Raw genomic sequence first — 24572 nt, 5'->3', positions numbered from 1 at the left:
ACAGTTCGGGCATGGAGATCTCCCAGGCCCAGTACGAGCAAATCGAGAGTTGCCTGCCGCGGCAGCGTGGCAACGTCAGTCTGTCCAACCTGCAGGTGCTCAATGCGATCCTGTACGTCGCCGAGCACGGCTGCAAGTGGCGCGGCTTGCCCAAGCGCTTCGGCAACTGGCACACGATCTACACCCGCATGAACCGCTGGTCCAAACTCGGCGTGCTGGATCGGGTGTTCGCGCAGTTGCAGCATGCTCAGATCGTGCGCATCAAGATCGAATCGGTGGCCCTGGACAGCACCGTCGTCAAGGTGCATCCGGACGGCACCGGGGCGCTAAAAAAAACGGCCCGCAATCGATCGGCAAGTCCCGCGGCGGATGGACCACCAAGATTCATATGGTTGCCGCGAATGCTCGAACGGCAATAACGTTCTCGCTGTCGCCGGGCCAAGCGCACGACGCGCCCGAGGGCCGCAAGCTGCTGACCTCGCTGGGCGGTCCGAATCGGCGCCTGCATCTGATCATGGATCGCGCCTACGAGGGCGACGAGACCCGTCAGTTGGCACTTGACCTGGGCTTCAACCCGGTCGTGCCGCCCAAGTCCAATCGACTCACGGCCTGGCACTACAGCAAGGCGATCTACAAGCGGCGCAACGAAATCGAGCGGCTGTTCCGTCGGCTCAAGGGCTTTCGTCGGATCTTCTCCCGCTTCGAGAAACTCGACGTGATGTTCACGGCATTTATTCACTTCGCCCTGATCGCCGATGCGCTCATATAGTGTTAACACGCCCTAAGTTCCACCGGTGACGGTGGTTTCGATGGATCCCTGCTGGCCCTTGCTGTCCGACCAGGCTACCGCAAGGCGGTCACCGGCTTTCGCGCCGCGAATTTTGAACCCGAGAAACGGATTCTTCGAAATCGCCTGGCTCCACTGCGCTTCCATCACGGGGGTATCGTTCAGCGTGGCCGTGACCTTCTGGATGAAGTGAAGGGGCACCGTGGCGCCTGATTCGGGGTCCTTGCGTTGACCCGTTTCCATCGGGTGGCTGATGAGCACCTTGACCTCCACCACGTCACCCTGCAACGTGGCGCGGATTTTCATCGGTTCCGCCATCGCGTGCCCAAGTCTCCTGTGGTGAACGGGGTCAGCCGCATCCGCCGATCGTGACCTTGACCTCCCGGCGTGCGCTGTACACCCGATCGTCCGCCTTCACGATGGCGCGCACGAACGTCGACTCGCCCAGTTTGACGCGCGTGGAGACGAAGCCCTCGGCACCATCGCGAAACTCGAAAATGGCGATCAGCGGAAAGGGGTTCTTGTCCGCGACGATTGCGATGAAGCGCGTGTTGGGAATCCTGCTGATGACCTCGATCGGCACGATGGCTCCGTTCTCGGCGATATCCGGCGCTTTCACGAGGATGTCCGGGCTTTCCACCGATTCGCTTGCTCCGATGGACCGCAGGGCGTCGGCGACCGCCTTGGTGCCGAAACCCGCCTGATTCCAGGCGCCCGCCCACGCTCGACGCGGCGCCAGCAAACCGGTCGCAAACGCCGCCGTGAGCGCGCCCGCAGTACTGACCCCGCGCAGCAATGTTCGCCTGACTCTGTTCACTGGCACCGTGTTACCCAATGGATACCTTCAGGGAACCCGGACGCTGCTTCCGGTATCTACGTGAGAGACGTGGCAGAAGCCCGCAGTCCGCGCGTACCCCTTTCACAGATCCCGAGACATGCGACGTTAGATCGATCGACGCGTCCATGTTCCCGACTTGCCGCCCATCTTCTCCTGCAGGCCGATATCGTGGAGGCACATGCCCCGGTCCATTGCCTTGCACATGTCGTAGATCGTGAGCAGTCCGACCGTGACTGCCGTCAGTGCTTCCATTTCCACGCCGGTGCGTCCGCACGTTTCGACAGTCGCCCGACAATCGATTGCGTGCTCGGTTGCGAGGACGTCGAATTCCACCGCAACTTTCGTGATGGCGAGCGGATGGCACAGGGGGATGAGATCCGACGTCCGTTTGGCGGCCTGGATCGCCGCGATGCGCGCCACACCCAGCACGTCCCCCTTGCCGGCGCTACCGGCAGCAATGCGCTCGAGGGTGGCAGGTGCCATGGTAATGCGTCCGCTCGCCGTGGCGCTGCGGCGCGTTTCCGCCTTGTCCCCGACATCGACCATGCGGGCTTGGCCGGACGCGTCGAAGTGCGTGAGGTCAGCGCTCATGCGGCGCTGCTGGCAGGTTGCAAGGGGTTCATTGCTCAGGGATTTCGCTTCCTCGGTATCATAACACCATGCGTGTGATCGCCTTCCTGCTGGCCTTTGTCTTCGCGGTCGAGGTCGCCTTCGGTGACGATCTGCCCGATTTGGGAGACGTCGCCCAGGCGAGCTTCACGCCGCAACAGGAACGGGCGCTCGGCGAGAGCATCATGCGCCAGATCCGTGAGGACAGGGCCTACGTCGATGATCCGGAACTGGTCGATTATCTGAACGATCTCGGCTACCGGCTCGTCTCTCAGAGCCCCGAGTACCGCCAGGAGTTCGAGTTCTTCGTCGTGCTCGATCCGTCCGTGAACGCCTTTGCCCTGCCCGGAGGATTCATCGGTGTGCACACGGGGCTGTTTCTGGTCGCGCAGAGCGAATCGGAGTTCGCGAGCGTACTTGGTCATGAAATTGCCCACGTCACGCAGCGCCACATCGCGCGCATGATCGCGGGACAGAAGCAGAGCACCATCCTCTCGATAGCAGCCCTCGCGGTGGCGATTCTGGCCGCCCGCGGCAGCCCGCAGCTGTCGCAGGCGGCGATGGTGGGCGCCGGCGCCGGCGCGATCCAGTCGCAGCTCAATTACACCCGCGAGCACGAACGCGAGGCCGACCGCATCGGCTACCAGATTCTCGAGCGCTCCGGCTTCGACGTGAACGCGATGCCCGTCTTCTTCGAGCGTCTGCAGCGCGCCACGCGTACCTATGACAGCAGCGCACCGTCCTATCTGCGCACTCACCCGCTGACGACAGAGCGCATCGCCGACATGCGCAATCGGGCCGAGGGCGCGCCCTACCGGCTGGTTGCGGACAGCGTCGACTTCCAGCTGCTGCGGGCGAAGATTCGCGCCACGTCGGACACGCCCAAGGAGGCCGTGGCCTTCTTCAGGGAAAGCATCGGGGAGCAGAAATTCACGAACGAGGCGGCCGCGCGCTACGGTCTTACCACCGCACTCATGCGCGCGCAGCAGTATCCGGAGGCGAAGGAGGAACTGCGCCAGCTGCGCGTGATGCTGCCCTCCAATCCCATCGTCGAAACGCTGACGGGCCGTCTCCTGGTCGCGTCGGGTGATCTGCCGGCAGCGCTCAATTTCTATCGCAGTGCGCTGCGCGCTCATCCGCGCTACCGGGCGCTTGCCTTGGACTATGCGGCGACGCTGCTGCAGGACAAGCAGGCGGCCGAGGCGCTCAAGTTTCTGCAGGAGCAAGTGCAGATCTATCCCACCGATCCGCACATCTACGAGATGGAGGCGCGCAGCTACGCCGCGCTCGGCCAGAAGCTGCAACAGCACCGCGCCCAGTCGGAATCCTATTTCCTGCTCGGCAACGTTCCCGCGGCCATCGACCAGCTCCAACTCGGACTGAAGGCGGGTGATGGGGACTTCTACCAGCTCTCCAGCGCAGAGGCGCGGTTGCGCGAGCTGCGCGCGATCGAGGTCGAGGACAAGGACAAACCCAGGTAAGCACGTCGGGGATCGCGGCTGATTCGCGGCTTTTCAGCGGGGCGCGGTCGAGTTCGAGTCAAGCCGGAGAGCGTCGCGAGGCTCGCTGCAAGGGCGAGCGACGGACGTTCCCGTTGGCCGTGGCAGTGCGCGGCCGGGATCACAGCTAGGCAGGGCGATTGCTTCAGGCCAGGGACGCATCCCTCGGCTCGACGCCGTCCTCCAACGCCCCTCCATGACCCAGATCGGCAAGTACGAAATCATCCGGCAGATCGGCAAGGGTGCAACGAGCGCCGTCTTCCTCGCTCGCGACCCTTTCTCCGACCGGCAGGTGGCGGTCAAAGTCGTCTATCCGGAAGTGCTCGGCGACCAGGAATACGGTCGGCGTTACCGCAAGCTCTTCGTGACCGAGGCGTCACTTGCCGGCATGTTGTCCCACCCCCACATCGTCGCCATCTACGACGCTGCGGTGGAAGGCGACTTCAGCTACATCGTCATGGAGTACGTCTCCGGCGGGACGCTCGAGCGCCACACCGCCGTCGACAATCTGCTGCCGATCAACAAGGTGCTCGAGATCGCGTTCAAGTGTTGCAAGTCGCTCGACTACGCCTACCGCAACGGCGTCATCCATCGCGACATCAAGCCCGCCAACATCCTGCTGACCGAGGCCGGCGACATCAAGATCTCGGATTTCGGTGCGGCGCTGGTCACTTCGACCGAGTCGACGCAGGTGAGCGGCGTCGGCTCGCCCGCCTACATGTCGCCGCAGCAGCTGAAGGAGCAGCCGCTCACGCATCAGACCGACATCTTCGCGCTCGGCGTCGTGCTCTATCAGCTCTTCACCGGACAGCTGCCGTTCAAGGGGGCGAACAAGTACGCGATGATCTACCAGATCATCCACAACGATCCGCAACCGCCCAGCACCCATCGGCCGGACATTCCGCAGCGGCTCGACGATATCGTCATGAAGGCGCTGGCGAAGGATCTCGAAGCGCGTTACCAGACCTGGGACGAGTTCGCGCGCGACCTGGCTGACGCCTTCGGGGAACTGCGACGCGTCGAGGCGCCGATTCCCGACACCGAGAAGTTCTACACGCTGCGTCGGCTCAAGTTCTTCAAGTCGTTCACGGACGTCGAACTGTGGGAGGTGGTGCGCATCGGCACCTGGGTGCGCCGCCCGGCGGGAACCGTGCTGATCCGCGAGGGCGAAACCGGTAGCAACTTCTACGTGGTCGCCACCGGGGAAGTCCATGTCACCAAGAACCGTGCGCTGCTCGCAACGCTCGGGGCCGGCGATGCCTTCGGGGAGATGGGACACCTCTCGAAACACGAGTTTCGGCGCAGTGCCAGTGTAACGGCGGTAAGCGACGTCACGGTTCTGGAAATCGGAGCGGCCTCGCTCGATGGTGCGAGCGAAGGCTGCCGGTCGCGCTTCAATCAGGTGTTCCTCGAAACGCTGGTGGAGCGCTTGTCCACGGCAAACGACCGCGTCGCCGAATCACTTTCCGACCGCGACGTACTGTTGCTCTGATCGCGTCTTCGCACGCTGCGGTGTCGCCGTCGCCGGCGACGCCTATAATCCCGATCGCTGCCGCTGCTCGACGATACGGGATACCGCATGGACCACGATAGGGAACTGGATGCGCGCGGACTCAATTGTCCGCTGCCCATCCTTCGTTGCAAGAAGGCGCTTGCCGCCATGTCATCCGGAGAGGTGCTCAGGATCCTTGCCACCGACCCGGGCTCGGTCAAGGACTTCCAGGCGTTCTGCAGGCAGACTGGCAACGAGTTGCTGTCGTCGGAGGAGCAGGGCGGCGAGTTCCGTTTTCTGCTGAGAAAGAAGTAGCACTGCGCCGCCGCCGAATGTCGCGGCCCGCGGGCGAGAGGACACTGCCGCTGATCACCCTCTTTCAGTTCGAGCCCGCATTCGGGCTGCCGAATGCCAGTCCGTTCTGCATGAAGGTGGAGACCTATCTGCGGATGACCGGCCTCGAATACCGGATTGCCCCGCGCGCCAGCATCATGCAGGCCCCGAAGGGCAAGATGCCGTGGATCGAAGACGACGGACACGTCGTGGCCGATTCAGGCTTCATCATCGATTACCTGAAGGAACGCTACGGCGATCCGCTCGACGCCCGACTCACACCGCAGGAACGCGCGGTCGGGCTGGCGTTGCGGCGCTTGCTCGAAGAGAACCTGTACTGGTCGGGATTGATGTACGACCGCTGGCTCACGACAGAAGGCTGGAAGCTTACCCGCGATGCATTCTTCGGCGGCTTGCCACCGCCGCTGCGTCCGCTTGTTGCCACGGTTGCCAGACGGGGCATGCGCAAGGAACTGTGGGGGCACGGCATGGGTCGCCACAGCGCGGAAGAGATACAGGCGATCGGGCGCGCGGACTTGACGGCGCTCGCCGATTTCCTCGGCGACACACCGTACTTCATGGGCGAGCGACCGACTTCCCTCGATGCGTGCGCTTACGCGTTCCTCGCGAATTTGCTGTGGGCGCCGCTGGAGACGCCGCTCCAGGCACATGCACAGAATTACCCGCAGCTGGAAGCGTACTGCCGGCGCATGCGGAATCGCTACTACCCCGAGAGAGCGGTCGCGTCATGACGCCGGACGTGCTGCCGCCGGCCGTCGTTCGCCTCGATCGCTGGCTCTGGGCAGCGCGCTTCTTCAAGACGCGCGGCCTGGCGCAGGAGTCGGTGGAAGGCGGCCACGTCAGGCTGAACGGAGCGCGGGTGAAGCCGGCGCACGCACTCAAGGTGGGCGATCGTCTCGAAATCCGGATCGGCGCCTACGAATGGCGTATCACGGTGCGGGCGCTTTCCGTGCGGCGCGGACCGGCGACCGTCGCGCGAGCCCTCTACGAAGAAGCCGAGGAGAGCCATCGCGCCCGCCAGGAGGCGGTGGCCGCGCGCAGCGCGGAGCGCGATTCCGCGGCGGTTCGTCAGGGTCGACCGACCAAGCGCGACCGCCGACAGCTCGACCGCCTAGTCGACAACGACTGAGGCGGTCGGGCGAGGTGGTTCCAACGCTTTCTGATGGGATGAAGCAGCGGCATGTGCCGGGACGCCATCGTTGATCTGTACGAGCGCCACGCCCGAGACTTCGATCGGGATCGGAGTCGGAATCTCCAGGAGAAGGCATGGCTCGACTGCTTCCTTGCACGGGTGCGGCCGGCGGGAGTCGTTCTCGACATGGGTTGCGGCATAGCCGAGCCTATTGCGCGCTACGTTCTCGAAGCCGGCTTCGGCGTTGCCGGTGTCGACGCATCCCCGTCGATGATCGCGATGTGCCGCGCGCGATTTCCCGGCTCCGAGTGGATCGTTGGCGACATGCGGGAACTGAGGCTGGAGCGGCGCTTCGATGGCATTCTGGCGTGGGACAGCTTCTTCCATCTTCATGCCGACGACCAGCGTCGGATGTTCCCGCGCTTCGCGGTTCACGCAATGCCGGGCGCGCCTTTGATGTTTACCAGCGGTCCTGCACACGGCGAGGCGATCGGCTCATACCGTGGTGAACCGCTCTACCACGGCAGCCTCGATCCCGCAGAATACGAACGCCTGCTTTGCGGAAGCGGGTTCTCGATTCTCGCGCATGTGGCGAACGACCCTCAATGCGGCCAACATACCGTCTGGCTCGCGGAATACGAACCCGGCTCGCGGACGCCCGCGGGCTGAGGCATGGTCGCCGTCGTTGTGGCGCAGTCGCGACAAGCCGCGATTTCCGTCCATTTTCGACGCTACCCCGAAGCTGAAAGGCCGAGGCTCCTCTCGATCATTTCCGCGGCACGTGGGGCGCCGCCGCTGGTTTGAATGGAATCGCGGATCCGCGCAGCGGCGGAGCGGTACGACGGGTTGTCGAGCACCTTGCACATTGCTGAACGCAGCCGGTCGAAAGTCGCCTGCTTCAGCATCACGACCTCGCCGGCGCCCGCCCACGCGACGCGGGCTGCGATCCCCGGCTGTTCGTTGGTGATGGGAATGGCTACCAGCGGGACCCCGGCGCTCAATGCATCGAGCACCGTGTTCAAGCCTGCGTGAGTGACCGCGAGAGCGGCACGGCGGAGGAGTTCCGACTGCGGCGCGTAGGAGACTACGACCGGCTGACCGGGCAGGTCGGCAAGCGCTTCCGGCGCGACACCGTTGCCGGTGGAAATGACGAGTTGGGCGTCGAGTCGGCTGCATGCCTCGCCGATGAGCCGGAAGGTGCTCACGACCCGGTTCTGCAGAGTGCCCAGCGACGCGTAGACGAGCGGCCGGCCATCGAGTCGCTCCCATGGAAACGGCACTGGCGGATAGCCACCCGGCAGTCGCAGCGGGCCGACAAACTCAAGAGAACCGGGCAGCGCTGACCGCGGAAACTCGAGCGCGGCGGGCTGTTGACTGACTTGCAGTCGGGTGGACCATGTCTCCGAGATCCGTTTGATCGCGGACAGGCCGAGCGAACGCCGCTCGACGCGGATTCGCGTCAGGATGGGAGCATAGAGGCGGGCGAGCAGTGCCCAGGCGAGCCGGTTTCGGAACCCCGCCAACCAACCGTCGTTCGGCTGCCAGGAGGTGAAGAACGGTGGCACCGCCGGCTCGGGATTCAAAAGCAGTGCGTTGCACACTGTTGCGAACGGCAGTCGTAACACGTCGGCGACGGTTCCACCTGCGAATGAAGTCTGGTCGACGACGAGCGCGGTGACACCGGCCTCGCGGACCGCCTTCGGACCGACCCGCAGGATGGCTTCCGTCGCGCGCGCAGCGAGCGCCAACGTGTGCTTGAGCGCCGCGCGGCCATTCAGCGCGCCGAGTCTCTGGAACTCCGCGCGGTACTCGTCCGGTGGGAAGACGGAACCTCCCAGCTCAACGATCGCGAATCCGGCGGCTGACACCGAGGCGGGCGGATCTCCCAGCAGGAAGAAGGTGAGGCGATGCCCGCGGCTTCGCAATGCGTCCGCGAGTGCGATCATCGGGTTGAGGTGCCCGGGAACGTTCGGGCACATGACGCCGATATGAGCCATCGTTCGTCAGAAGGCGGCAGCAGGGATCCCCTGGTAATGCTCTCTGAATGGGGGCTTCATGCCAAGCCCTCCTTCTCCCGCGAGCCCGTCTGTCCGGTCTGCGCGCGCCGCCGAAGGGTGCGAGTTTCCCCGAGGTTTGGTCAGGAGCACGTGTCCGCACCCGCCTCGCCGCACGGCTGCTCGCGGGCAGCTATCCGCGGGCAGTCGGGACGATACCCCTCTTCACGTAAATCTCGCGCACGGCTCTCTTCCACGGCCCGCGGCGGCACGAGAACCAAAGCCCCGCCACGGTGAGGGCGCTGCCGCAGACGAGCACGGTCCAGTGAACGCCAACCTTTTCCGAGACCGCGCCCCACAGGAAATTGCCGATCGGTGCGACGCCCAGAAACGCCGTCACGTGCAGGCTCACCACGCGGCCGCGCTTGTCCTCGTCGACGATGGTCTGCAGCAGGGTGTTGCAGCCGGCGACCGTGAAGACCAGTCCGCAGCCGAAGACAACGAGCAGGACGAGCGAGAGCGAAAGCCGATCGGACAGCGCGAACGCCGCGAACGCGAGGCCGGCAACCGTCACCGCTGCGGCGATCGCACCGTCCAGTCCGCGCACCGACGCGCGCCGCGCCAGTATTGCGGTCCCCGCGAGCGCACCGAGTCCGACGGCGCCGATCATGAAACCGAGCGTGCGCGACGACCCGCCGAACGCTTCGGCCGCAAACTTCGGCATCAGGGGTTGCCAGGGCGCGCTGAAGAACGACACCACCGCGACCAGAGCAAGCAGATAGCGGGTGCCGGCGAAGCCGAGCGCGTAGCCGATGCCTGCCGCAAGATCGCCAAGCCAGTCGGCCTGGCTGGTTTGTGCCGGGCGCGCGGGCACACGGACCCTGGCGTACGCGATCAGGGTCGCCACGTAGGACAGCGCATTGAGCAGGAAGCACCAACCTTCGCTCGATGCGGCCAGCACGAGCCCTGCGAGCGACGGACCGATGAAGCGCGCGCCGTTGAACATCATCGACTGCAGCGCGATCGCATTCGGCAGGTCCGTGCGATCCTGCACCAGTTCGAGCAGGAAGGCCTGACGGGTCGGCGTCTCGGTCGCGTGGATCACGCCGTAGACGAGTGCGAGCGCAACCACATGCCAAGGCCCGATGTGGCCCGTCAGCGCGAGCAGAGCGAGCACGATTGCTTGCACGCACGCCGCCGCCTGGGTGGCGAGCAACAGGCGACGGCGATTGACGCGATCCGCAACGACCCCTGCGAGCGGTGCGAGGAAGAGCGCAGGCAGCTGTTGCGCGGCGGCGGCGATGCCGAGCATCAGTGCCGAGCCGGTGAGGCGGTACACCAGCCAGCCCAAGGCCACCACCTGCAGCCAGGTGCCGATCAGCGATATCGCCTGCCCGGCGAAGAAGATGCGGAAGTTGCGGTGACGGAACGCTCGTAGCGCCGGGTTCATCGTGCGGGCCGCGGCGCGACAGCCCGGCGCGTGATCACGCGTTCGCGGTGAGACGGCCGAGTTGTCCGCGCAGCTTTGCGAGCGTGCCAGCGAACCCGGCGAGACGGTCGCGTTCCTGCTGCACGACGGCTGCCGGTGCACGCTCGACGAAGCTCGCGTTGCCGAGCTTGGCTTGTGCCTTGGCGATCTCCGCTTCGATGCGCGCCATCTCCTTGCCGATGCGGTCGCGCTCGGCGGCGACGTCGATTTCCACCTTCAGCATGAGACGCGCATCCCCGGCGATGGCGACCGGCGCGTCCGTCGCAGGCAAATCATCCACCACGTCGAGGCTCGACAGGCGCGCCAACGCCATGGCGTACGGCTGCAAGGCCATGAGCGACACCGCCTCGCCTGCGGCGACGCCCGCGACCTTCTGGGCCGGGGAAAGACCCATCTCGGAACGCAGTCCGCGCAGTGCATTGATCCTCTCTTTGGCCTGCGCCACGAACGCCTCCGCCGCGCCATCGAGCTTCGCGGAATCCGGCTGCGGATACGGCTGAATCATGATGCTCGCGCCGCTCTTGGCGGCGAGCGGCGCAACGTTCTGCCACAACTCTTCCGTGATGAAGGGGATGATCGGGTGCGCCAGGCGCAGTGTGGCCTCCAGCACGCGCACCAGCGTGCGCCGTGTGCCGCGCTGCTCTTGCTCGCCTCCGTTCTGCAACTGCACCTTGGCGAACTCGACGTACCAGTCGCAGTACTCGTCCCAGACAAATTCGTAGAGCGCACGTGCCGCCAGGTCGAAGCGATACTCGCGAAAGGCGCGCTGCATCTCGCCTTCCGTTCGTTGCAGGAGTGAGACGATCCAGCGGTCGGCAGCCGACAACACGCAGGGCAGCGACTCGTCGGTGCCGGTATCCCTGCCTTCGCAGTTCATGAGGACGAACCGCGTCGCGTTCCACAGCTTGTTGCAGAAGTTGCGATAACCCTCGCAGCGGGCGAGGTCGAACTTGATGTCGCGGCCGTGAGTCGCGAGGCTCGCGAAGGTGAAGCGCAGCGCGTCGGTGCCGAACGCGGCGATGCCGTCCGGGAACTGGCGGCGCGTCGTGCGCGTGATCTCGTCGGCCTGCTTCGGATTCATGAGGCCGTAGGTGCGCTTCTCGATGAGTGCGTCAAGGGCGATGCCGTCGATGAGATCGATCGGGTCGAGCACGTTGCCCTTCGACTTCGACATCTTCTGGCCTTCGGCATCGCGCACGAGGCCTGTCACATACACCTGCCGGAACGGCACCTTGCCGGTGATGTGCTTGGTCATCATCACCATGCGCGCGACCCAGAAGAAGATGATGTCGAAGCCGGTGACGAGCACCGAGGACGGCAGGTAGAGATCGAGCGCCGGGTTGCTCTTCTCAGGGTACTCGGGTGTCCAGTCGAGTGTGGAGAACGGCCACAGCGCAGACGAGAACCAGGTGTCGAGCACGTCCTCGTCCTGCGCGAGCGCCTTGCCGCCGGCCTGCGCGCGCGCCTCGGCCGCGTCGTGGGCGACGTACACGTTGCCATCGGCGTCGTACCACGCCGGGATGCGGTGCCCCCACCAGAGCTGGCGGGAGATGCACCAGTCCTGGATATTGGTGAGCCACTGGTTGTAGGTGGTGGTCCAGTTCTCCGGCACGAAGCGCACTTCGCCCGATGCGACGCAATGGAGGCCGAGCTGCGCGAGCGACTCCATGTTCACATACCACTGGTCTGTGAGCATCGGTTCCACGACCTCGTTCGTGCGCCCGCAGCGCGGCACCATCAGCTTGTGCGGTTTCACGCCCTCGAGCAGACCGGCAGCGTCGAGGTCGGCGACGACGCGCCGCCGCGCTTCGAAGCGATCGAGCCCGCGGTACTGCTGCGGCGCGTTGTCGTTCAGCTTCGCATCGAGGGTGAGGATGCCGATCGGAGCGAGCTTGTGGCGTTGCCCGATCTGCCAGTCGTTGAAGTCGTGCGCCGGCGTGATCTTGAGGCAGCCGGTGCCGAACTCGCGGTCGACGTAAGCGTCGGCAATGACCGGTATCGTGCGATCGGTGAGCGGCAGATGCACCGCCTGGCCGATCAAGTCCTGGTAGCGGGGATCCTCGGGATGCACCGCCACCGCGACGTCGCCGAGCATGGTCTCGGGGCGCGTGGTCGCGACGACGACGAAACCCTTGCCGTCGACGCGCGGGTAGCGGATGTGCCACAGGCTGCCCTGTTCCTCGACGCTTTCCACCTCCAGATCGGACACCGCGGTGCCGAGCTTCGGATCCCAGTTCACGAGGCGCTTGCCGCGGTAGATGAGACCCTCGCGGTAAAGGCGCACGAAGACCTCGGTCACCGTTCGCGACAGCTCCTCGTCCATCGTGAAGCGCTCGCGGGACCAGTCGCAGGAAGTGCCCAGGCGCCGCATCTGGCGCGTGATGGTCGAGCCGGATTCTTCCTTCCACTCCCACACGCGTTCGAGAAACCGCTCGCGGCCGAGCGCGGTGCGCGAGTCGCCCTCGCGTTCGAGCATGCGTTCGACGACGATCTGCGTGGCGATGCCGGCGTGGTCGGTACCGGCCTGCCACAGCGTGTTGTCGCCGAGCATGCGGTGGTAGCGGATGAGCGCGTCCATCAGCGTGTGCTGGAACGCGTGCCCCATGTGCAGCGTGCCGGTGACGTTCGGCGGCGGCAGCAGAATGGAGAACGCCGGGGCGCCGGGGGCGAAGCCCGCGGCGAAGTAGCCGCGCGCTTCCCACTCGGGGTACCAGCGGCGCTCGATGGCGTCCGGCTCGAAACTCTTGGGAAGCTCCATGTTCTCGGATCGGGGAGCACGGGGAAGGGGCGGATTATAGCGGAGAGGGCAGTGCAGGCGGGCGGGCGCGGGTGCGCTCTCGCCCGTCGAACGACTCGGGTATGGCGGGGTCGATAGTCGGAGAGCTTGCACCGCGATTACATGTTTGTAAGGTGCGCATCGAAGCTTTCCGCAGGGGATAACATCGGGGAGAGGAGGTGTGCCTTGCGATTGCTGCTGGCGGAAGACGAGCGACGTGCGGGCGAATACCTGGTCAAGGGGCTGGGTGAGAACGGCTTCATCGTCGACTGGGTGCGCGACGGCGTGGACGCGCTGCATCGCGCACGCAGTGAAGCCTATGACCTGATCGTCCTCGACATCGGGTTGCCGCAACTGGACGGATGGGCCGTCCTCGAGCACATCCGCGCGGGGCGACAGACACCCGTCCTCTTTCTCACCGCGCGCGACCGAGTGGAAGACCGCGTGCGCGGACTGGAGATCGGCGCCGACGACTACCTGGTCAAGCCGTTCGCCTTCTCGGAGCTGCTCGCGCGCATTCGCGCGCTCCTGCGACGGGGCAGGACGCAGGAGCCGGACGTCCTGCGGGTGGCGGACCTGGAGGTTCACCTCCTGCGCCGGCGCGTGGAGCGGGCGGGCGAGCGCATCGAACTCACCGCAAAGGAGTATGCGCTGCTGCTGCTCTTTCTGCGGCGTCAGGGCGAAGTGCTCTCGCGCACCCTGATTGCCGAGCAGGTGTGGGACATGAACTTCGACAGCGATACCAACGTGGTGGAAGTCGCAGTGCGACGCCTGCGTGCGAAGATCGACGATCCCTATTCGAACCGGCTCATCCACACCATGCGCGGGTTCGGCTACGTGCTGGAGGAGCGGGCTTGAGGTGGCACTGGCCGCGATTGCGCACGTCCCTCGCGGCGCGGCTGGTGACGCTGTTTTGCTGCGGCTCGGTGCTCATCATGATTGCCGTCGCTGCGAGCTTCTATCACACGCTGCGCATGCAGGTGGAAGAACTCGACACCGCCGTGATCCAGGGCAAGGCGAGGGTCATCGAGCACCTGCTCGACGAGTTCGGGGTGGCGGACCAGCAGGACGAGCTTCTGCATCGGGTACACGACCTGTCCCTGCTCGATCCCCGCGTGAGCTTCGGCCTGCGCGTGAAAGATGACTGGCTCGTCGAACTCCCGCCCGCAGTGGCAACGGCGGCCGCACCCTTCGTGACTGGATCAGGGATGCCGCCAGCGCGCATCGCCACCGTGCACGCTGCCGACCACACCTGGTGGCTGCAGATGCTCGAACACGCGCGGCCCGCGCCCGCAACACCGCTGACGGTGGTGGTCGCCCTCGATGTCAGCGACTCGGAGGAACTGCTCCGACGTGAGGCGGTCACTGCCGCGCTGGTGGCGGTTCTGGGCTGCCTGTCGAGCGGTGCGCTGGCGTTCTTCGTAGTGCGCCGCAGCCTGGCTCCGATCGCGCGGGTGGCCGAGCGCGCAGAGCAGATCACGGCGCAACGTCTTGGCACCGCGCTGACCGCGGAGGATGCACCGACCGAGATCCGTGGCCTCGTGCAGAGCATCAACCACATGCTGGGGCGGTTGAACGAGAGCTTCCGGGCGCTCGAGGAATTCTCGGCGGACATCGCCCACGAGTTGCGTACCCCCATCAACAACCTGTTGCTGCAGACACAGGTGACGCTGTCGCGACCGCGCACCGCGGAAGAATACTGCGAGGCCCTGCTGTCCAACCTGGAGGAACTGCAACGGTTGGAGCGCATGGTGTCGGACATGCTGTTTCTCGCCCGCGCCGACCGCGGGGTGCTCACCGTTGCCGCCGAAACGGTCGACCTCACGCAGGAGGCGTCGAACCTCGCCGAATACTTCGAGCCTGCAGCGGCCGAGAAGTCGCAGGAGATCGTCATCCAGGGCGAGTGCGTCACCCGCGGGGACCGGCTGATGATCCGGCGCGCGATCACCAACCTGTTGTCGAACGCCGTGCGCTACGCACCGCCCGGCGAGCGCATCGACGTGCGGGCTCGATCTGCCGCCGAGGGCGCCGTCCTCGAGGTGACCAATTCGTGCGCGAAGCCGATTCGCACCGACGAACTGCCGCGTCTTTTTGCCCGCTTTGCCCGTCGAGACGAGCCCCGCGACGACGCTGCGCACAGCGCCGGACTGGGACTCGCCATCGTCGATTCCATCATGCGTCTGCACGGCGGCGTGGCGCAGGCGGACGCCGGCAGCTTCGGCATCCGCTTCACCCTGCGCTTTCCACCGGCGCCGAGGCTTACAGCAATGTAATCCGCGGGTCATCCGGCCGACCCTGGGGCGCGCGTAGTCTGCTCACTCAGGCGATATCGCCAGACGACACGCAAAGGAGACATCATGAAAGCCAGAATTCTGCTGACGGCTGCTGCTGCAGGCCTGTTGGCCCTGCCGACCGTGCCCACACTTGCGGCAGACTCGGGTGCGCAGGCTACCGGCGGTTACAGCGGCGCTCCCGGTGATTCGACGGGAGTCATGACGGCGGACGGCGCGTGGCTGGAGAAGCAGCTGCGCACGACCGATGGTTACGTCCGGCACACCCGGCCGACGCAGCGTCCCCAGCTCACCGAACGTTCGGGGCAGACAGAGGCAGGCCACGATTGGGTCATCCGGCAGATGGGAATCTCGGACGGCAACAACTGACCCCTGGCAGGCGGCGGCGTCAGGTCGACCTGACGCCGTTCGCGAACTGCGCGGGTGCGGAGCGGTGGTTTACCGCTCCTTCTCCTTGAGCAGCGCCTTCAGCGCCCGCTTCACCTCGCGCTCGATGGTTTCGCGCACCACCGCTTCCACCGTCGTGCGCATCTCATCGCGCAGGCGATTGAGGCCTTCGCCGAGTTCGCGTCTCATCTCGGGCATCACTTGCTCCCGGATGGCGGCGGGCAATCGCTCCGCAAGCTCTTGCGCAACGAGGCGCTCCAGTTCCGGCCGCAGGGCGGCCACCCACGCCTCGTCCGAGGGATGTGTGTCGACGTCGGCGGGCGGTGCCTCCGGCGGGGATGGTTCGAGGACGAAGTCTGCATCCCCGGCATCGGCGGCACCCTCGATCAGTTCCGTCAGCGTCGGAATCTCCGCTTCCGCGGTCATGTCGAGGGCGACATCCAGTCCGCCGCTGCGATGACGGCGCAGCAGCGCATCCACCTTCGACAGCACTTCGTTTTGCGGACGATCGGATCCGTGTTCCGAGGACATCGCTACGTTGCCGGGCGTGTGGCCGAGCTCACGTTGTGGTCGTGCAACTCGTAACCGCGGTCGCGGTAGAAGCGGAAGCGGGCACGGGCCTGCTGCCGGTCGGTCTCGTCGGTGCTCACGATCTCGACCAGGCGCCGGAAGCGTGAGAAGAAGGTCGGCACCTCGGCGTGCAGGTTGAGGAGCACGTCATCATGAGGCGGCGCATCTGCATGCTCCGCGATGATCACCGGCGTCACCGCAGCCAGCGGGTCATTCGGCCGGCAATGCGGAACGAACCCGGTGGCCGGCGTGGTCCAGAGCAGTCGATCCAGCTCCCGCGCGGTGTCTGCATCAGGGACGTAGACGAAGAGCCGCGTGCCCTGCGCCGCCGCTTTCGCGCACAGCTGGCAGGCCGTCCTGAGCTTGCTCTCGGCATGCGTGTAGAAGTCGACGCGCGTCACGCGGTCATTCCCTGGTTGTGCCCGCACGCCGCACGAGAAACTCGGTGAGGAGCGGGACCGGCCGGCCGGTGGCACCTTTCTCCTTGCCGCTCTTCCACGCCGTGCCGGCGATATCGAGGTGCGCCCAGTGGTACTTCTTCGTGAACCGGGACAGGAAGCAGGCGGCGGTGACACTGCCCGCCGGACGTCCGCCGACGTTCGCCATGTCGGCGAAGTTGGTCTTGAGCTGCTCCTGATAGTCGTCCCACAACGGCATCTGCCAGGCGCGGTCGTAACTGTTCTGGCTCGCCGCGAGCAGATCGCGGGCGAGCCCGTCGTCGTTAGCAAAGAGTCCGTGAGCGACGTGCCCCAGCGCGATCACGCAGGCGCCGGTCAGGGTCGCGATGTCGACGACGACTTCCGGATCGAAGCGCTCGGCGTAGGTGAGCGCGTCGCAGAGGATGAGGCGGCCCTCGGCATCGGTATTGAGAATCTCGATGGTCTGACCGGACAGGCTCGTCACCACGTCACCGGGCTTCGTCGCCTTGCCGCCAGGCATGTTCTCGCACGAGGGAATGATGCCGATCAGGTTGACGGGCAGATGCAGCTCGCCGATCGCCTTGAATGTGCCAAGGACGCTTGCCGCTCCGCACATGTCGAACTTCATCTCGTCCATCTCGGCGGCGGGCTTGAGCGAGATGCCGCCCGTGTCGAAGGTGATGCCCTTGCCGACGAGGACGACCGGGCGCTGCTCACCGCCGCCGCGATGCCTCAGCACGATAAGCTTGGGCGGCTGCACGGTGCCCTGGGTCACCGAGAGCAGTGCGCCCATGCCGAGGCTCCGCATCTCGTCCTGTTCGAGCACGGTGCACTCGAAACCGTAGTGCCGGGCGAGTTCCTGCGCCTGCTCCGCGAGATAGGTCGGCGTGCAGAAGTTCGCGGGGAGATTGCCGAGGTCGCGTGCCAGGTTCACCCCCTGCGCCACGGCGAGCCCTCGCTGCAGCCCTTCTTCCGCGGCGGCCGTTTCACTTTTCTGTGCGACCGTGAAGACGAGCTTTCGGAGGGCGCGCTTCGGCGCGTCCGGCCCGCTCTTGAGGCGGTCGAAGCGGTACGTCGTCTCCAGCGTGACGAGCGTCGCCTGGGCGGTGCGCCACACGCTGTCGCGTTTCTTGAGCGGGAGTTCCGTCAGATGGATCGCAGCATCGGCGGCGCCGGTGTCGTTCAGCGCGCGGATGGCTGCGCGGATGGCGTCGCGGTAGGCCTTGTCGCGAAAGTCGCGCTCCTTGCCGAGCCCCACCAGCAGCACGCGCTCGGCGGCGACGTTGGGAACCTTGTGCAGCAGCAAGGTGGTGCCGAGGCGGCCTTCCATGTCGCCGTGGCGCAGGATATCCGTAAGATAACCGTCCGCCGCCTCGTCCACCGCCTCGGCCGGTGCAGTGAGCTTGCGCGACTCGAACACGCCGAGCACCATGGCCGCACTGCGCTGCTTCTCGGGGCGGCCGCCTTTTATGCTAAATTCCACGTCTTGCTCCCAGGCATTTGCCGGTTATTTTTCATGAACTTGCGTATCCGTTCCATTATCGTCGGAGTAATTTCCAAAAGTCAAAAGAGCGCCGGGAGATGAGTCTCTTCCGGCGCTCCCTGCTGTCCGAGTTCGCCGCCAACGGCGCCGGGGTGCTCTCCATCCTCCTGCTCGTCATCGTCAGCACGCAGATCATCCGCGTACTGCGCATGGCGACGAGCGCCCTGATCCCGATGGAGGGCGTGTTCGCGCTCGTCGGCTTCACCGTGCTCACCTCGCTGCCGATCGTGATGGGCGGAAGCCTGTTCGTGGCCGTCCTGCTCACGCTGATCCGGTGCTATCGGGATTCCGAAATGTTCGTGTGGTTCTCCGCCGGGCTTTCGCTCAAGGCATGGGTGAGACCGGTCCTCATGTTCGCCCTGCCTTCGGTGATCGTTATCGCGGTTCTGACTTTCTTCGTCTACCCGTGGGCTGCGGCGCGGCTCGAACAATACCAGCGCCAGCTCGAATCGCGCGACGAGACCGCACTCGTGCGCGAGGGTGTTTTCCAGGAGTCGAAGCGCGCCGACTGGGTGTACTTCGTGGAGGAACTGGACCCCGATTCCGGCAGGGTGAAGAACGTCTTCGTGCAATCGAAGCAGCGCGACGGCGCGGCCGTGATGATCGCGCACAACGGTCTCATCGAGACCCACGAGAACGGAGACCGCTTTCTCGTTCTGCTTGACGGTCACCGCTACGAGGGTATGCCCGGCTCACCGGAATACCGCACGATGGATTTCCAGCGCTTGGCGGTGCGCATCGAGCCGGCGGAAGCGCGCAAGGTCCTGTCGCCGGCGAAGACGCTGGCCACCGGCGAACTCATCGCGCAGAGTTCGCCCGCCAATCTCGCTGAGCTGGTGTGGCGTCTCGGCTTGCCACTTTCCGCACTGCTTCTCGCGTTGCTCGCCGTGCCGCTGAGCTCGGTGAATCCGCGTGTTGGACGCTCCTTCAACCTGATCGCCGCAGTGCTGCTTTACTTTCTCTACAGCAACGCCATCAGCATCTCGGAGAGCCTCGTCGCGTCCGGCAGGCTCTCGGCGTGGGCGGCCGTGCTCGGGGTTCACGGCGCGATGGTGACAGTGGTCGTGCTCTTCTTCTACCGGCGCATGTCGCTGCGCTGGCTGCCGGTGGCGCGTTCGGCATGAGAATCGTCCGCCGCTATCTCTTTCGCGAGATTGCCGCAGCGACGTTGCTCACACTCGCGGCACTGCTTGCGCTCTTCGCGTTCTTCGATCTCCTCAATCAGCTGGAGGACCTGGGCCGCGGTCAATACCGCCTCCACACGGCCTTCCTGTACGTGCTGCTGAGCCTGCCGACGCACGTCTACGAGGTGATGCCGATCGCGGTGCTGGTCGGCGCCCTGTTCGCGCTGGCCCGTCTTACGGCGCAGTCCGAGTACGCGATCCTGCGCACGTCCGGCATCTCGATGCTGCGTCTTGCGGCGACGCTCGCCCAGATCGGCCTCGTGTTCGCGGCGCTCACCTTCGTCTTCGGCGAATACGTCGCGCCAGCCAGCGAAGCGGCGGCGCAGCGACTGCGCATGCGGGCGTCCGCCTACCTCATCGTCAGCCAGTTTCGATCGGGGATCTGGGTCAAGGACGGCAACAGCTTCGTCAACGTGGGACTGGTCACCCCCGACAACACGCTGCTCAACATCTACCTGTACGATTTCGATGATTCGCAGCGTCTCGTCTCCAGCACCTTCGCGAAAAAGGGCGCGTATCGGGGAGGCAACGGGTGGTTGCTGTCGGAGGTCGCGCGGACGCGCTTCGCCGACGGTCGCGCAACCGTCGAGCATATCCCCGAGATGGCGTGGACATCGGTGCTCACACCCAGTCTGCTCGGCGTTCTGCTGCTCAAGCCGGAGGAGATGGCGGCCACCGATCTCGTGCAGTACATCGAGCATCTCAAGAACAGTCGGCAGCAGACCACGCGCTACGAGACTGCACTGTGGAGCAAACTGATCTACCCGTTCTCGGTGGTACTGATGACGGTGCTGGCGCTGCCTTTCGCGCATTTCCAGGGCCGGATGACCAGCGTCGGTACGAAGGTGTTCACCGGCATTCTCGTCGGCCTCACGTTCTTCCTGTTGGGGCGGTTCTTCGATGCGCTCGGGACGCTGAACAACTGGACGCCGTTCGTGAGCGCGGTGCTGCCGACGCTGCTCTTTAGTGCTGTGGCGGCGTGGATGATCTGGCGGGCGGAGCGTCGGTAGTGCGGCGAGTGCGGTCGATACGCACGATCCTCGTTCCCGCCAGGCGATCGTGAAGAAAGAGGCGATCGCGATCGATGAATCCCCACAGAAACGAGACCGCTCCCAGCAGCACGCCGGGGACTGCGAGCAGATAGCGCTTGAGCGCGAGGCCCGGCGCGGGCGGCTCACCGCTGTGGGCCGCGACGATGCGCAGGTGCCAGGCCTGCATCGGCAGCGTCTGGCCGCCACGGGTCCAGCACCAGACGAAATACGCACCGCAGAGGGTGAGCAGCAGCACCTGCAGCGCGAAGCGGGACGCAAGCGTGTCGGCCGAGCCAGCCACGCCGGTAAAGACGGCGGAACCGAAGAAAAGGACGGCCAGCAGGAGTAGTGCCTCGTAGACGAGGCAGGCGAAGCGCCGACCGATTCCGGCGTTTTCCTGTGCGGACGATGCCGCCGGGTCGCTTGGTGTGCTGGTGACGACCTCGCTGCGGGCGCGACGACTGCGACGAGCGCCGCTCACGGGCGCGTCACGGCCGGCTCCGCGGAGGACGCCTCACGGGAGCCGGGTGTCGCAACGTGTTCTTCCGATGCTTCCTGCAACGGTGCCGCAGCGGAAGCGCCGCGCTTCGACCCCGCGGTGCGCAGGAGCTCGCGCTCTTCTTCGGGCAGCTGCCGATAGGTGTCCCACTTTTCCTTCATGGTGGCGCGCCGCTCCGGCGGAAGTTGCTGCAGGTTCTTGAACTTCTCGCGTGCCACGTCGCGCTCTTCCGAAGAAAGAGCGGCCCACTCCTTCATGCGCGACTGCAGTCGTTGCTGCTGGTCCGGTGCGAGGCTCGGGTATCGTTCAGCCACGCCGATCCATTTCAGGCGCCGCTCCGGCTCGATCTTGTCCCATTCGCCTGCAAGCGGCGCGAGAACCTGCCGCTGGGCGGCCGTCAACTGCTTCCAGGTCGGGCCGGAGGGCGGCGCCGCCGCCGCCGGCAGACTCAACGCGAGGCCGAGCAGCGCTATTCCGATGAAGTATCTTCCAGCCACGCGTCGAAGCCCTTGTCCAGATAGGCGTCAATCGGAAGTTCATCGGCCAGGAGACCGGCATCGAGCGCACCCAGCTCGTGGTTCGGAGCGAACATGGGATGCTGATTCATCGCCTGCACGTACATCAGCGCTGCCACCACTACTGCCACGGCACTCGCCGGTACCCACCAGCGGATCCGCGTTCGCGGATGACGTGTCGACAGGGCGGCGTGACCGGCGACCGCCATTGCGGGCTCGGTACTGCGCTGATACACGGGCTGACCGTTCAAGGCGGCCTGCCGCGCGGCGGCAAGCGCGTTCAACGTGCCCTGATCGAGTTGATCGAGACCGCGGTCGAGATGCCAGGCGACACGGCGCCCGAATTGTTCTTCGCTCATAGTTCTATCCCTCTCGCCCTGAGCAGGCCGGCAAGGGCATGGGTCGCTCGCGAGCAATGCGTTTTCACGCTGCCCTCGGAGCAACCCATGGCTCGAGCCGTCTCAGCGACATCCATCTCTTCCCAGTAACGCAAGATAAACGCCTGCCGTTGACGCGGCGGCAACTGTGCGAGCGCCTCCTCGATGGCTGCAAGTGTTTGACTGCGCAGCAACTCCTCCGCGGGCTCCAAAGGGCGACCGGGGCTGTCCTGCTGCGCCAGCATCTCCAGCGGGTCGTGGTCCTCGTCGTCGCTGCCCTTCGGTCCCAGCGAAGAGAAAAGGGTGGTCCACAGCGATCGGACCTTCTGCCGGCGGAAGAAATCCCGAATCGCGTTCTGCAGAATGCGCTGAAACAGCATCGGCAGCTCGTCGGCGGGTTTGCCACCGTACTTCTCCGCCAGTTTGAGCATGGCGTCCTGCACGATGTCGAGCGCGGCGTGATTGTCGCGCACCGCAAACGCGGCCTGCTTGAATGCCCTGCGCTCTACGCCGGCGAGAAAGTCCGACAGTTCCTTTGCGGTTGCCAGTTGACCTGTCCCGAGTGAGTTGACGGGAGGGAATGGCGGCGGCCTTCCCTTCCCGAGGGGCTGCCCGTCGTTCGCGGCAGCATGCCGGCAGGTAGTGGTTTTCACCCGATAGTAGCAAATTGCCCGCGGCGATCGGTGACCGCTTTGCAGCCGGCATGAGCGCCCTGCCGGCAGGGTCTGGAGTAAACGTTTTCCTTGACCGATGCCGCGTCCGACGGTATGTTTTGCGGTTCACTTTTTTGCCCTGTTTCGAGACCCATTCATGGAACTTACCGGCGCTGAGGTCGTGGTGCGCTGCCTGCAGGAAGAGGGGGTCGAATACGTCTTCGGCTATCCAGGCGGTGCGGTCCTCTTCCTGTACGACGAGATCTTCAAACAAGACAAGGTCAAGCACATCCTCGTTCGTCACGAACAGGCTGCGGTGCACGCAGCGGATGGCTTCGCGCGCTCGTGCGAGAAGCCCGGCGTATGCCTCGTGACCTCGGGTCCCGGCGTTACCAATGCCGTGACCGGCATTGCCACCGCGTACATGGACTCGGTGCCGGTCGTGATCCTGAGCGGTCAGGTGCCGACCCACGCCATCGGCCAGGACGCATTCCAGGAGTGTGATGCTGTCGGCATTACGCGGCCGTGTGTCAAGCACAACTTCCTCGTGAAGGACGTGCGCGATCTCGCCTCGACGATCAAGAAGGCCTTCTATCTCGCCACCACCGGCCGCCCGGGCCCGGTGCTCGTCGACATTCCCAAGGATGTCACGATGGCGAAGGTCGAGTTCGAGTATCCGCAGACCATCTCGATGCGCTCCTACAACCCCGTGGTGAAGGGGCACAGCGGGCAGATCAAGAAGGCCGTCCAGCTGCTCGCCAATGCGCGGCGACCGATGATCTACACGGGTGGCGGCGTGATCCTCGGCAATGCCGCCAAGGAACTCACCGAGCTGGTGCACCTGCTGGGTTATCCGTGCACGAACACGCTCATGGGATTGGGGGGATTTCCGGCGACCGATCCGCAGTTCGTGGGCATGCTCGGCATGCACGGCACTTACGAGGCAAACATGGCGATGCAGCACTGCGACGTGCTGCTCGCCGTCGGTGCGCGTTTCGACGACCGCGTCATCGGCAATCCGTCGCACTTCTTCGACGATGAGCGGCACATCATCCATATCGACATCGACCCTTCCTCCATCTCGAAGCGGGTCAAGGTCGACGTGCCGATCGTGGGCGACGTGCGCGAGACGCTGCAGGAGTTGGCGCGACAGCTCGAGGGATTCCGCGAGCGCAGCGACACATCGGCACTCAAGACCTGGTGGACGCAAATCGAGCTCTGGCGCGCACGCGACTGCCTCAAGTACGACCGCGGCAGTCCCATCATCAAGCCGCAGTTCGTGGTGGAAAAGCTCTACGAATTGACGAATGGCGACGCCTTCGTCACCTCGGACGTCGGTCAGCACCAGATGTGGGCGGCACAGTTCTACAAGTTCGACAAGCCGCGCCGCTGGATCAACTCCGGCGGGCTCGGCACCATGGGCGTCGGTCTGCCGTATGCCATGGGGGTCAAGCTTGCCCATCCGGAGGCCGACGTGTTCTGCATCACCGGCGAGGCGAGCATCCAGATGTGCATCCAGGAGCTCTCGACCTGCAAGCAATACCATCTCCCGGTAAAGATCGTGAATCTGAACAACCGGTACATGGGCATGGTGCGGCAGTGGCAGGAGTTTTTCCACGGCAACCGTTACGCCGAGTCCTACATGGACGCACTGCCGGACTTCGTGAAGCTCGCCGAGTCGTACGGTCATGTCGGCATGCGCATCGACAAGCCGGCTGACGTGGAACCCGCGCTGCGCGAGGCGATCGCCTTGAAGGACCGGCTGGTGTTCATGGATTTCACCACCGACCAGACCGAGAACGTCTTCCCGATGGTCCCCGGCGGCAAGGGGCTGTCGGAGATGATTCTGGTCTGAAGCGGAAACAACGTCGCTCTTGCTGCAGGGGACGTTCCGCGCATTTCCGCGGGACGACGCTTAACGACGGTCAGTCAGAAGAATCATGAGACATATTCTTTCATTGCTCCTGGAAAACGAGCCGGGAGCGCTGTCACGGGTGTCGGGGCTCTTTTCCGCGCGCGGTTACAACATCGAATCCCTCACCGTCGCGCCGACCGAGGACGCGACCATGTCGCGCATGACGATCGTCACCAGCGGCTCGGACGAGATCATCGAGCAGATCACCAAGCAGCTGA

At 65.1% G+C, this 24572-nt stretch carries 27 protein-coding genes; 14 read left to right on the top strand and 13 right to left on the bottom strand.

Annotated features, from left to right (window positions below):
• Window positions 1-11: 11 nt before the first annotated feature.
• Window positions 12-769 (top strand): IS5 family transposase gene (locus JNK68_06850; GenBank protein ID MBL8540075.1). Its coding sequence is split into 2 segments (ribosomal slippage): window positions 12-327 and window positions 327-769, totalling 759 coding nucleotides; the frame shifts between segments, so codons are not numbered across the junction.
• Between the two features lie 12 nt (window positions 770-781).
• Here the strand turns inward: JNK68_06850 and soxZ are convergent.
• The 3 genes from soxZ to moaC all read right to left on the bottom strand — a co-directional run bounded on the left by soxZ (window position 782) and on the right by moaC (window position 2216).
• A complete protein-coding gene (gene soxZ / locus JNK68_06845; GenBank protein MBL8540074.1) occupies window positions 782-1105 on the bottom strand; it encodes a thiosulfate oxidation carrier complex protein SoxZ in 324 nt (107 codons plus the stop codon).
• Between the two features lie 31 nt (window positions 1106-1136).
• Complete coding sequence (gene soxY, locus JNK68_06840) at window positions 1137-1604, bottom strand: thiosulfate oxidation carrier protein SoxY (protein MBL8540073.1); 468 nt, start codon at window positions 1602-1604, stop codon at window positions 1137-1139.
• 126 nt (window positions 1605-1730) lie between these two features.
• Window positions 1731-2216, bottom strand: coding sequence for a cyclic pyranopterin monophosphate synthase MoaC (gene moaC, locus JNK68_06835; GenBank protein MBL8540072.1), 486 nt, complete (start codon window positions 2214-2216; stop codon window positions 1731-1733).
• A gap of 68 nt (window positions 2217-2284) precedes the next feature.
• On the opposite strand from moaC, the gene JNK68_06830 reads away from it, so the two are divergent.
• The 6 genes from JNK68_06830 (at window position 2285) to JNK68_06805 (ending at window position 7380) form a co-directional block, all read left to right on the top strand.
• Entirely contained in the window at window positions 2285-3715 is a 1431-nt protein-coding gene (locus tag JNK68_06830) for a M48 family metallopeptidase (protein MBL8540071.1), read from the top strand.
• Window positions 3716-3929: 214 nt separating this feature from the next.
• Window positions 3930-5225, top strand: coding sequence for a protein kinase (locus tag JNK68_06825; GenBank protein MBL8540070.1), 1296 nt, complete (start codon window positions 3930-3932; stop codon window positions 5223-5225).
• 87 nt (window positions 5226-5312) lie between these two features.
• Window positions 5313-5540: a sulfurtransferase TusA family protein gene (locus JNK68_06820; GenBank protein ID MBL8540069.1), complete on the top strand. Its 228-nt coding sequence runs from the start codon at window positions 5313-5315 to the stop codon at window positions 5538-5540.
• Window positions 5541-5557: 17 nt separating this feature from the next.
• Window positions 5558-6310 carry a glutathione S-transferase family protein gene (locus JNK68_06815; protein ID MBL8540068.1) on the top strand — a complete coding sequence of 251 codons (753 nt, stop codon included), beginning with the start codon at window positions 5558-5560 and terminating at the stop codon, window positions 6308-6310.
• Window positions 6307-6708 carry an RNA-binding S4 domain-containing protein gene (locus JNK68_06810; protein ID MBL8540067.1) on the top strand — a complete coding sequence of 134 codons (402 nt, stop codon included), beginning with the start codon at window positions 6307-6309 and terminating at the stop codon, window positions 6706-6708. The genes JNK68_06815 and JNK68_06810 overlap by 4 nt, the downstream gene beginning before the upstream one ends.
• A 51-nt stretch (window positions 6709-6759) precedes the next feature.
• Complete coding sequence (locus tag JNK68_06805) at window positions 6760-7380, top strand: class I SAM-dependent methyltransferase (protein ID MBL8540066.1); 621 nt, start codon at window positions 6760-6762, stop codon at window positions 7378-7380.
• 62 nt (window positions 7381-7442) lie between these two features.
• On the opposite strand, the gene JNK68_06800 is transcribed toward JNK68_06805, so the two are convergent.
• The 3 genes from JNK68_06800 to JNK68_06790 form a co-directional block, all read right to left on the bottom strand.
• Complete coding sequence (locus JNK68_06800) at window positions 7443-8708, bottom strand: glycosyl transferase family 1 (protein MBL8540065.1); 1266 nt, start codon at window positions 8706-8708, stop codon at window positions 7443-7445.
• Window positions 8709-8898: 190 nt separating this feature from the next.
• Window positions 8899-10155, bottom strand: coding sequence for an MFS transporter (locus JNK68_06795; protein ID MBL8540064.1), 1257 nt, complete (start codon window positions 10153-10155; stop codon window positions 8899-8901).
• 34 nt (window positions 10156-10189) lie between these two features.
• Window positions 10190-12952, bottom strand: a complete 2763-nt coding sequence (locus JNK68_06790) for a valine--tRNA ligase (GenBank protein MBL8540063.1) — start codon at window positions 12950-12952, stop codon at window positions 10190-10192.
• 204 nt (window positions 12953-13156) lie between these two features.
• Here JNK68_06790 and JNK68_06785 point away from each other — a divergent pair, with 204 nt between their 5' ends.
• The 3 genes from JNK68_06785 (at window position 13157) to JNK68_06775 (ending at window position 15630) form a co-directional block, all read left to right on the top strand.
• The gene (locus JNK68_06785; GenBank protein MBL8540062.1) at window positions 13157-13828 is read left to right on the top strand and encodes a heavy metal response regulator transcription factor; all 672 of its coding nucleotides are present in this window, start codon (window positions 13157-13159) and stop codon (window positions 13826-13828) included.
• Window positions 13825-15243: a heavy metal sensor histidine kinase gene (locus tag JNK68_06780; protein MBL8540061.1), complete on the top strand. Its 1419-nt coding sequence runs from the start codon at window positions 13825-13827 to the stop codon at window positions 15241-15243. The genes JNK68_06785 and JNK68_06780 overlap by 4 nt, the downstream gene beginning before the upstream one ends.
• 84 nt (window positions 15244-15327) lie before the next feature.
• Window positions 15328-15630 (top strand): hypothetical protein, encoded by a 303-nt coding sequence (locus JNK68_06775; GenBank protein MBL8540060.1) that lies wholly within the window; start codon window positions 15328-15330, stop codon window positions 15628-15630.
• Between the two features lie 69 nt (window positions 15631-15699).
• On the opposite strand, the gene JNK68_06770 is transcribed toward JNK68_06775, so the two are convergent.
• The 3 genes from JNK68_06770 to JNK68_06760 are packed head-to-tail and all read right to left on the bottom strand — an operon-like array spanning window position 15700 to window position 18120.
• Complete coding sequence (locus JNK68_06770) at window positions 15700-16179, bottom strand: hypothetical protein (GenBank protein MBL8540059.1); 480 nt, start codon at window positions 16177-16179, stop codon at window positions 15700-15702.
• Window positions 16180-16181: 2 nt separating this feature from the next.
• Window positions 16182-16619, bottom strand: coding sequence for a DNA polymerase III subunit chi (locus tag JNK68_06765; protein ID MBL8540058.1), 438 nt, complete (start codon window positions 16617-16619; stop codon window positions 16182-16184).
• A 4-nt stretch (window positions 16620-16623) separates the two neighbouring features.
• Window positions 16624-18120 (bottom strand): leucyl aminopeptidase, encoded by a 1497-nt coding sequence (locus tag JNK68_06760; GenBank protein ID MBL8540057.1) that lies wholly within the window; start codon window positions 18118-18120, stop codon window positions 16624-16626.
• 98 nt (window positions 18121-18218) lie between these two features.
• On the opposite strand from JNK68_06760, the gene lptF reads away from it, so the two are divergent.
• Entirely contained in the window at window positions 18219-19304 is a 1086-nt protein-coding gene (gene lptF, locus JNK68_06755) for an LPS export ABC transporter permease LptF (GenBank protein ID MBL8540056.1), read from the top strand.
• The gene (gene lptG, locus JNK68_06750; protein MBL8540055.1) at window positions 19301-20374 is read left to right on the top strand and encodes an LPS export ABC transporter permease LptG; all 1074 of its coding nucleotides are present in this window, start codon (window positions 19301-19303) and stop codon (window positions 20372-20374) included. Before lptF ends, lptG begins: the two co-directional genes overlap by 4 nt.
• Here lptG and JNK68_06745 read toward each other — a convergent pair.
• From JNK68_06745 to JNK68_06730, 4 genes are read right to left on the bottom strand one after another with little or no spacing between them, the layout of a single operon-like run.
• A complete protein-coding gene (locus JNK68_06745; protein MBL8540054.1) occupies window positions 20328-20876 on the bottom strand; it encodes an RDD family protein in 549 nt (182 codons plus the stop codon). The genes lptG and JNK68_06745 overlap by 47 nt on opposite strands.
• Complete coding sequence (locus tag JNK68_06740) at window positions 20873-21391, bottom strand: DUF3106 domain-containing protein (protein MBL8540053.1); 519 nt, start codon at window positions 21389-21391, stop codon at window positions 20873-20875. Before JNK68_06740 ends, JNK68_06745 begins: the two co-directional genes overlap by 4 nt.
• Window positions 21364-21768: a DUF3619 family protein gene (locus JNK68_06735; GenBank protein ID MBL8540052.1), complete on the bottom strand. Its 405-nt coding sequence runs from the start codon at window positions 21766-21768 to the stop codon at window positions 21364-21366. Before JNK68_06735 ends, JNK68_06740 begins: the two co-directional genes overlap by 28 nt.
• Entirely contained in the window at window positions 21765-22334 is a 570-nt protein-coding gene (locus JNK68_06730) for an RNA polymerase sigma factor (protein ID MBL8540051.1), read from the bottom strand. The genes JNK68_06735 and JNK68_06730 overlap by 4 nt, the downstream gene beginning before the upstream one ends.
• A 262-nt stretch (window positions 22335-22596) precedes the next feature.
• Between JNK68_06730 and JNK68_06725 the strand changes: the two genes are divergently transcribed.
• Window positions 22597-24294 (top strand): acetolactate synthase 3 catalytic subunit, encoded by a 1698-nt coding sequence (locus JNK68_06725; GenBank protein MBL8540050.1) that lies wholly within the window; start codon window positions 22597-22599, stop codon window positions 24292-24294.
• 85 nt (window positions 24295-24379) lie between these two features.
• A partial coding sequence (gene ilvN / locus JNK68_06720; GenBank protein ID MBL8540049.1) for an acetolactate synthase small subunit occupies window positions 24380-24572 on the top strand: 193 nt, incomplete at its 3' end.

It is taken from the genome of Betaproteobacteria bacterium (assembly GCA_016791345.1).
GTDB lineage: Bacteria > Pseudomonadota > Gammaproteobacteria > Burkholderiales > JAEUMW01 > JAEUMW01.
The sequence above is the reverse complement of the archived record's forward strand: the minus strand, read 5'-3'. Positions and strand labels throughout refer to the sequence as shown.

Excerpts from the sequence above, each read along its gene's own strand:
- soxZ (MBL8540074.1), bottom strand. The coding sequence starts at position 1,105 with ATGGCGGAACCGATGAAAATCCGCGCCACGTTGCAGGGTGACGTGGTG.
- moaC (MBL8540072.1), bottom strand. The coding sequence starts at position 2,216 with ATGAGCGCTGACCTCACGCACTTCGACGCGTCCGGCCAAGCCCGCATG.
- JNK68_06830 (MBL8540071.1), top strand. The coding sequence starts at position 2,285 with ATGCGTGTGATCGCCTTCCTGCTGGCCTTTGTCTTCGCGGTCGAGGTC.
- JNK68_06825 (MBL8540070.1), top strand. The coding sequence starts at position 3,930 with ATGACCCAGATCGGCAAGTACGAAATCATCCGGCAGATCGGCAAGGGT.
- JNK68_06820 (MBL8540069.1), top strand. The coding sequence starts at position 5,313 with ATGGACCACGATAGGGAACTGGATGCGCGCGGACTCAATTGTCCGCTG.
- JNK68_06815 (MBL8540068.1), top strand. The coding sequence starts at position 5,558 with ATGTCGCGGCCCGCGGGCGAGAGGACACTGCCGCTGATCACCCTCTTT.
- JNK68_06810 (MBL8540067.1), top strand. The coding sequence starts at position 6,307 with ATGACGCCGGACGTGCTGCCGCCGGCCGTCGTTCGCCTCGATCGCTGG.
- JNK68_06805 (MBL8540066.1), top strand. The coding sequence starts at position 6,760 with ATGTGCCGGGACGCCATCGTTGATCTGTACGAGCGCCACGCCCGAGAC.
- JNK68_06800 (MBL8540065.1), bottom strand. The coding sequence starts at position 8,708 with ATGGCTCATATCGGCGTCATGTGCCCGAACGTTCCCGGGCACCTCAAC.
- JNK68_06795 (MBL8540064.1), bottom strand. The coding sequence starts at position 10,155 with ATGAACCCGGCGCTACGAGCGTTCCGTCACCGCAACTTCCGCATCTTC.
- JNK68_06790 (MBL8540063.1), bottom strand. The coding sequence starts at position 12,952 with ATGGAGCTTCCCAAGAGTTTCGAGCCGGACGCCATCGAGCGCCGCTGG.
- JNK68_06775 (MBL8540060.1), top strand. The coding sequence starts at position 15,328 with ATGAAAGCCAGAATTCTGCTGACGGCTGCTGCTGCAGGCCTGTTGGCC.
- JNK68_06770 (MBL8540059.1), bottom strand. The coding sequence starts at position 16,179 with ATGTCCTCGGAACACGGATCCGATCGTCCGCAAAACGAAGTGCTGTCG.
- lptF (MBL8540056.1), top strand. The coding sequence starts at position 18,219 with ATGAGTCTCTTCCGGCGCTCCCTGCTGTCCGAGTTCGCCGCCAACGGC.
- lptG (MBL8540055.1), top strand. The coding sequence starts at position 19,301 with ATGAGAATCGTCCGCCGCTATCTCTTTCGCGAGATTGCCGCAGCGACG.
- JNK68_06735 (MBL8540052.1), bottom strand. The coding sequence starts at position 21,768 with ATGAGCGAAGAACAATTCGGGCGCCGTGTCGCCTGGCATCTCGACCGC.
- JNK68_06725 (MBL8540050.1), top strand. The coding sequence starts at position 22,597 with ATGGAACTTACCGGCGCTGAGGTCGTGGTGCGCTGCCTGCAGGAAGAG.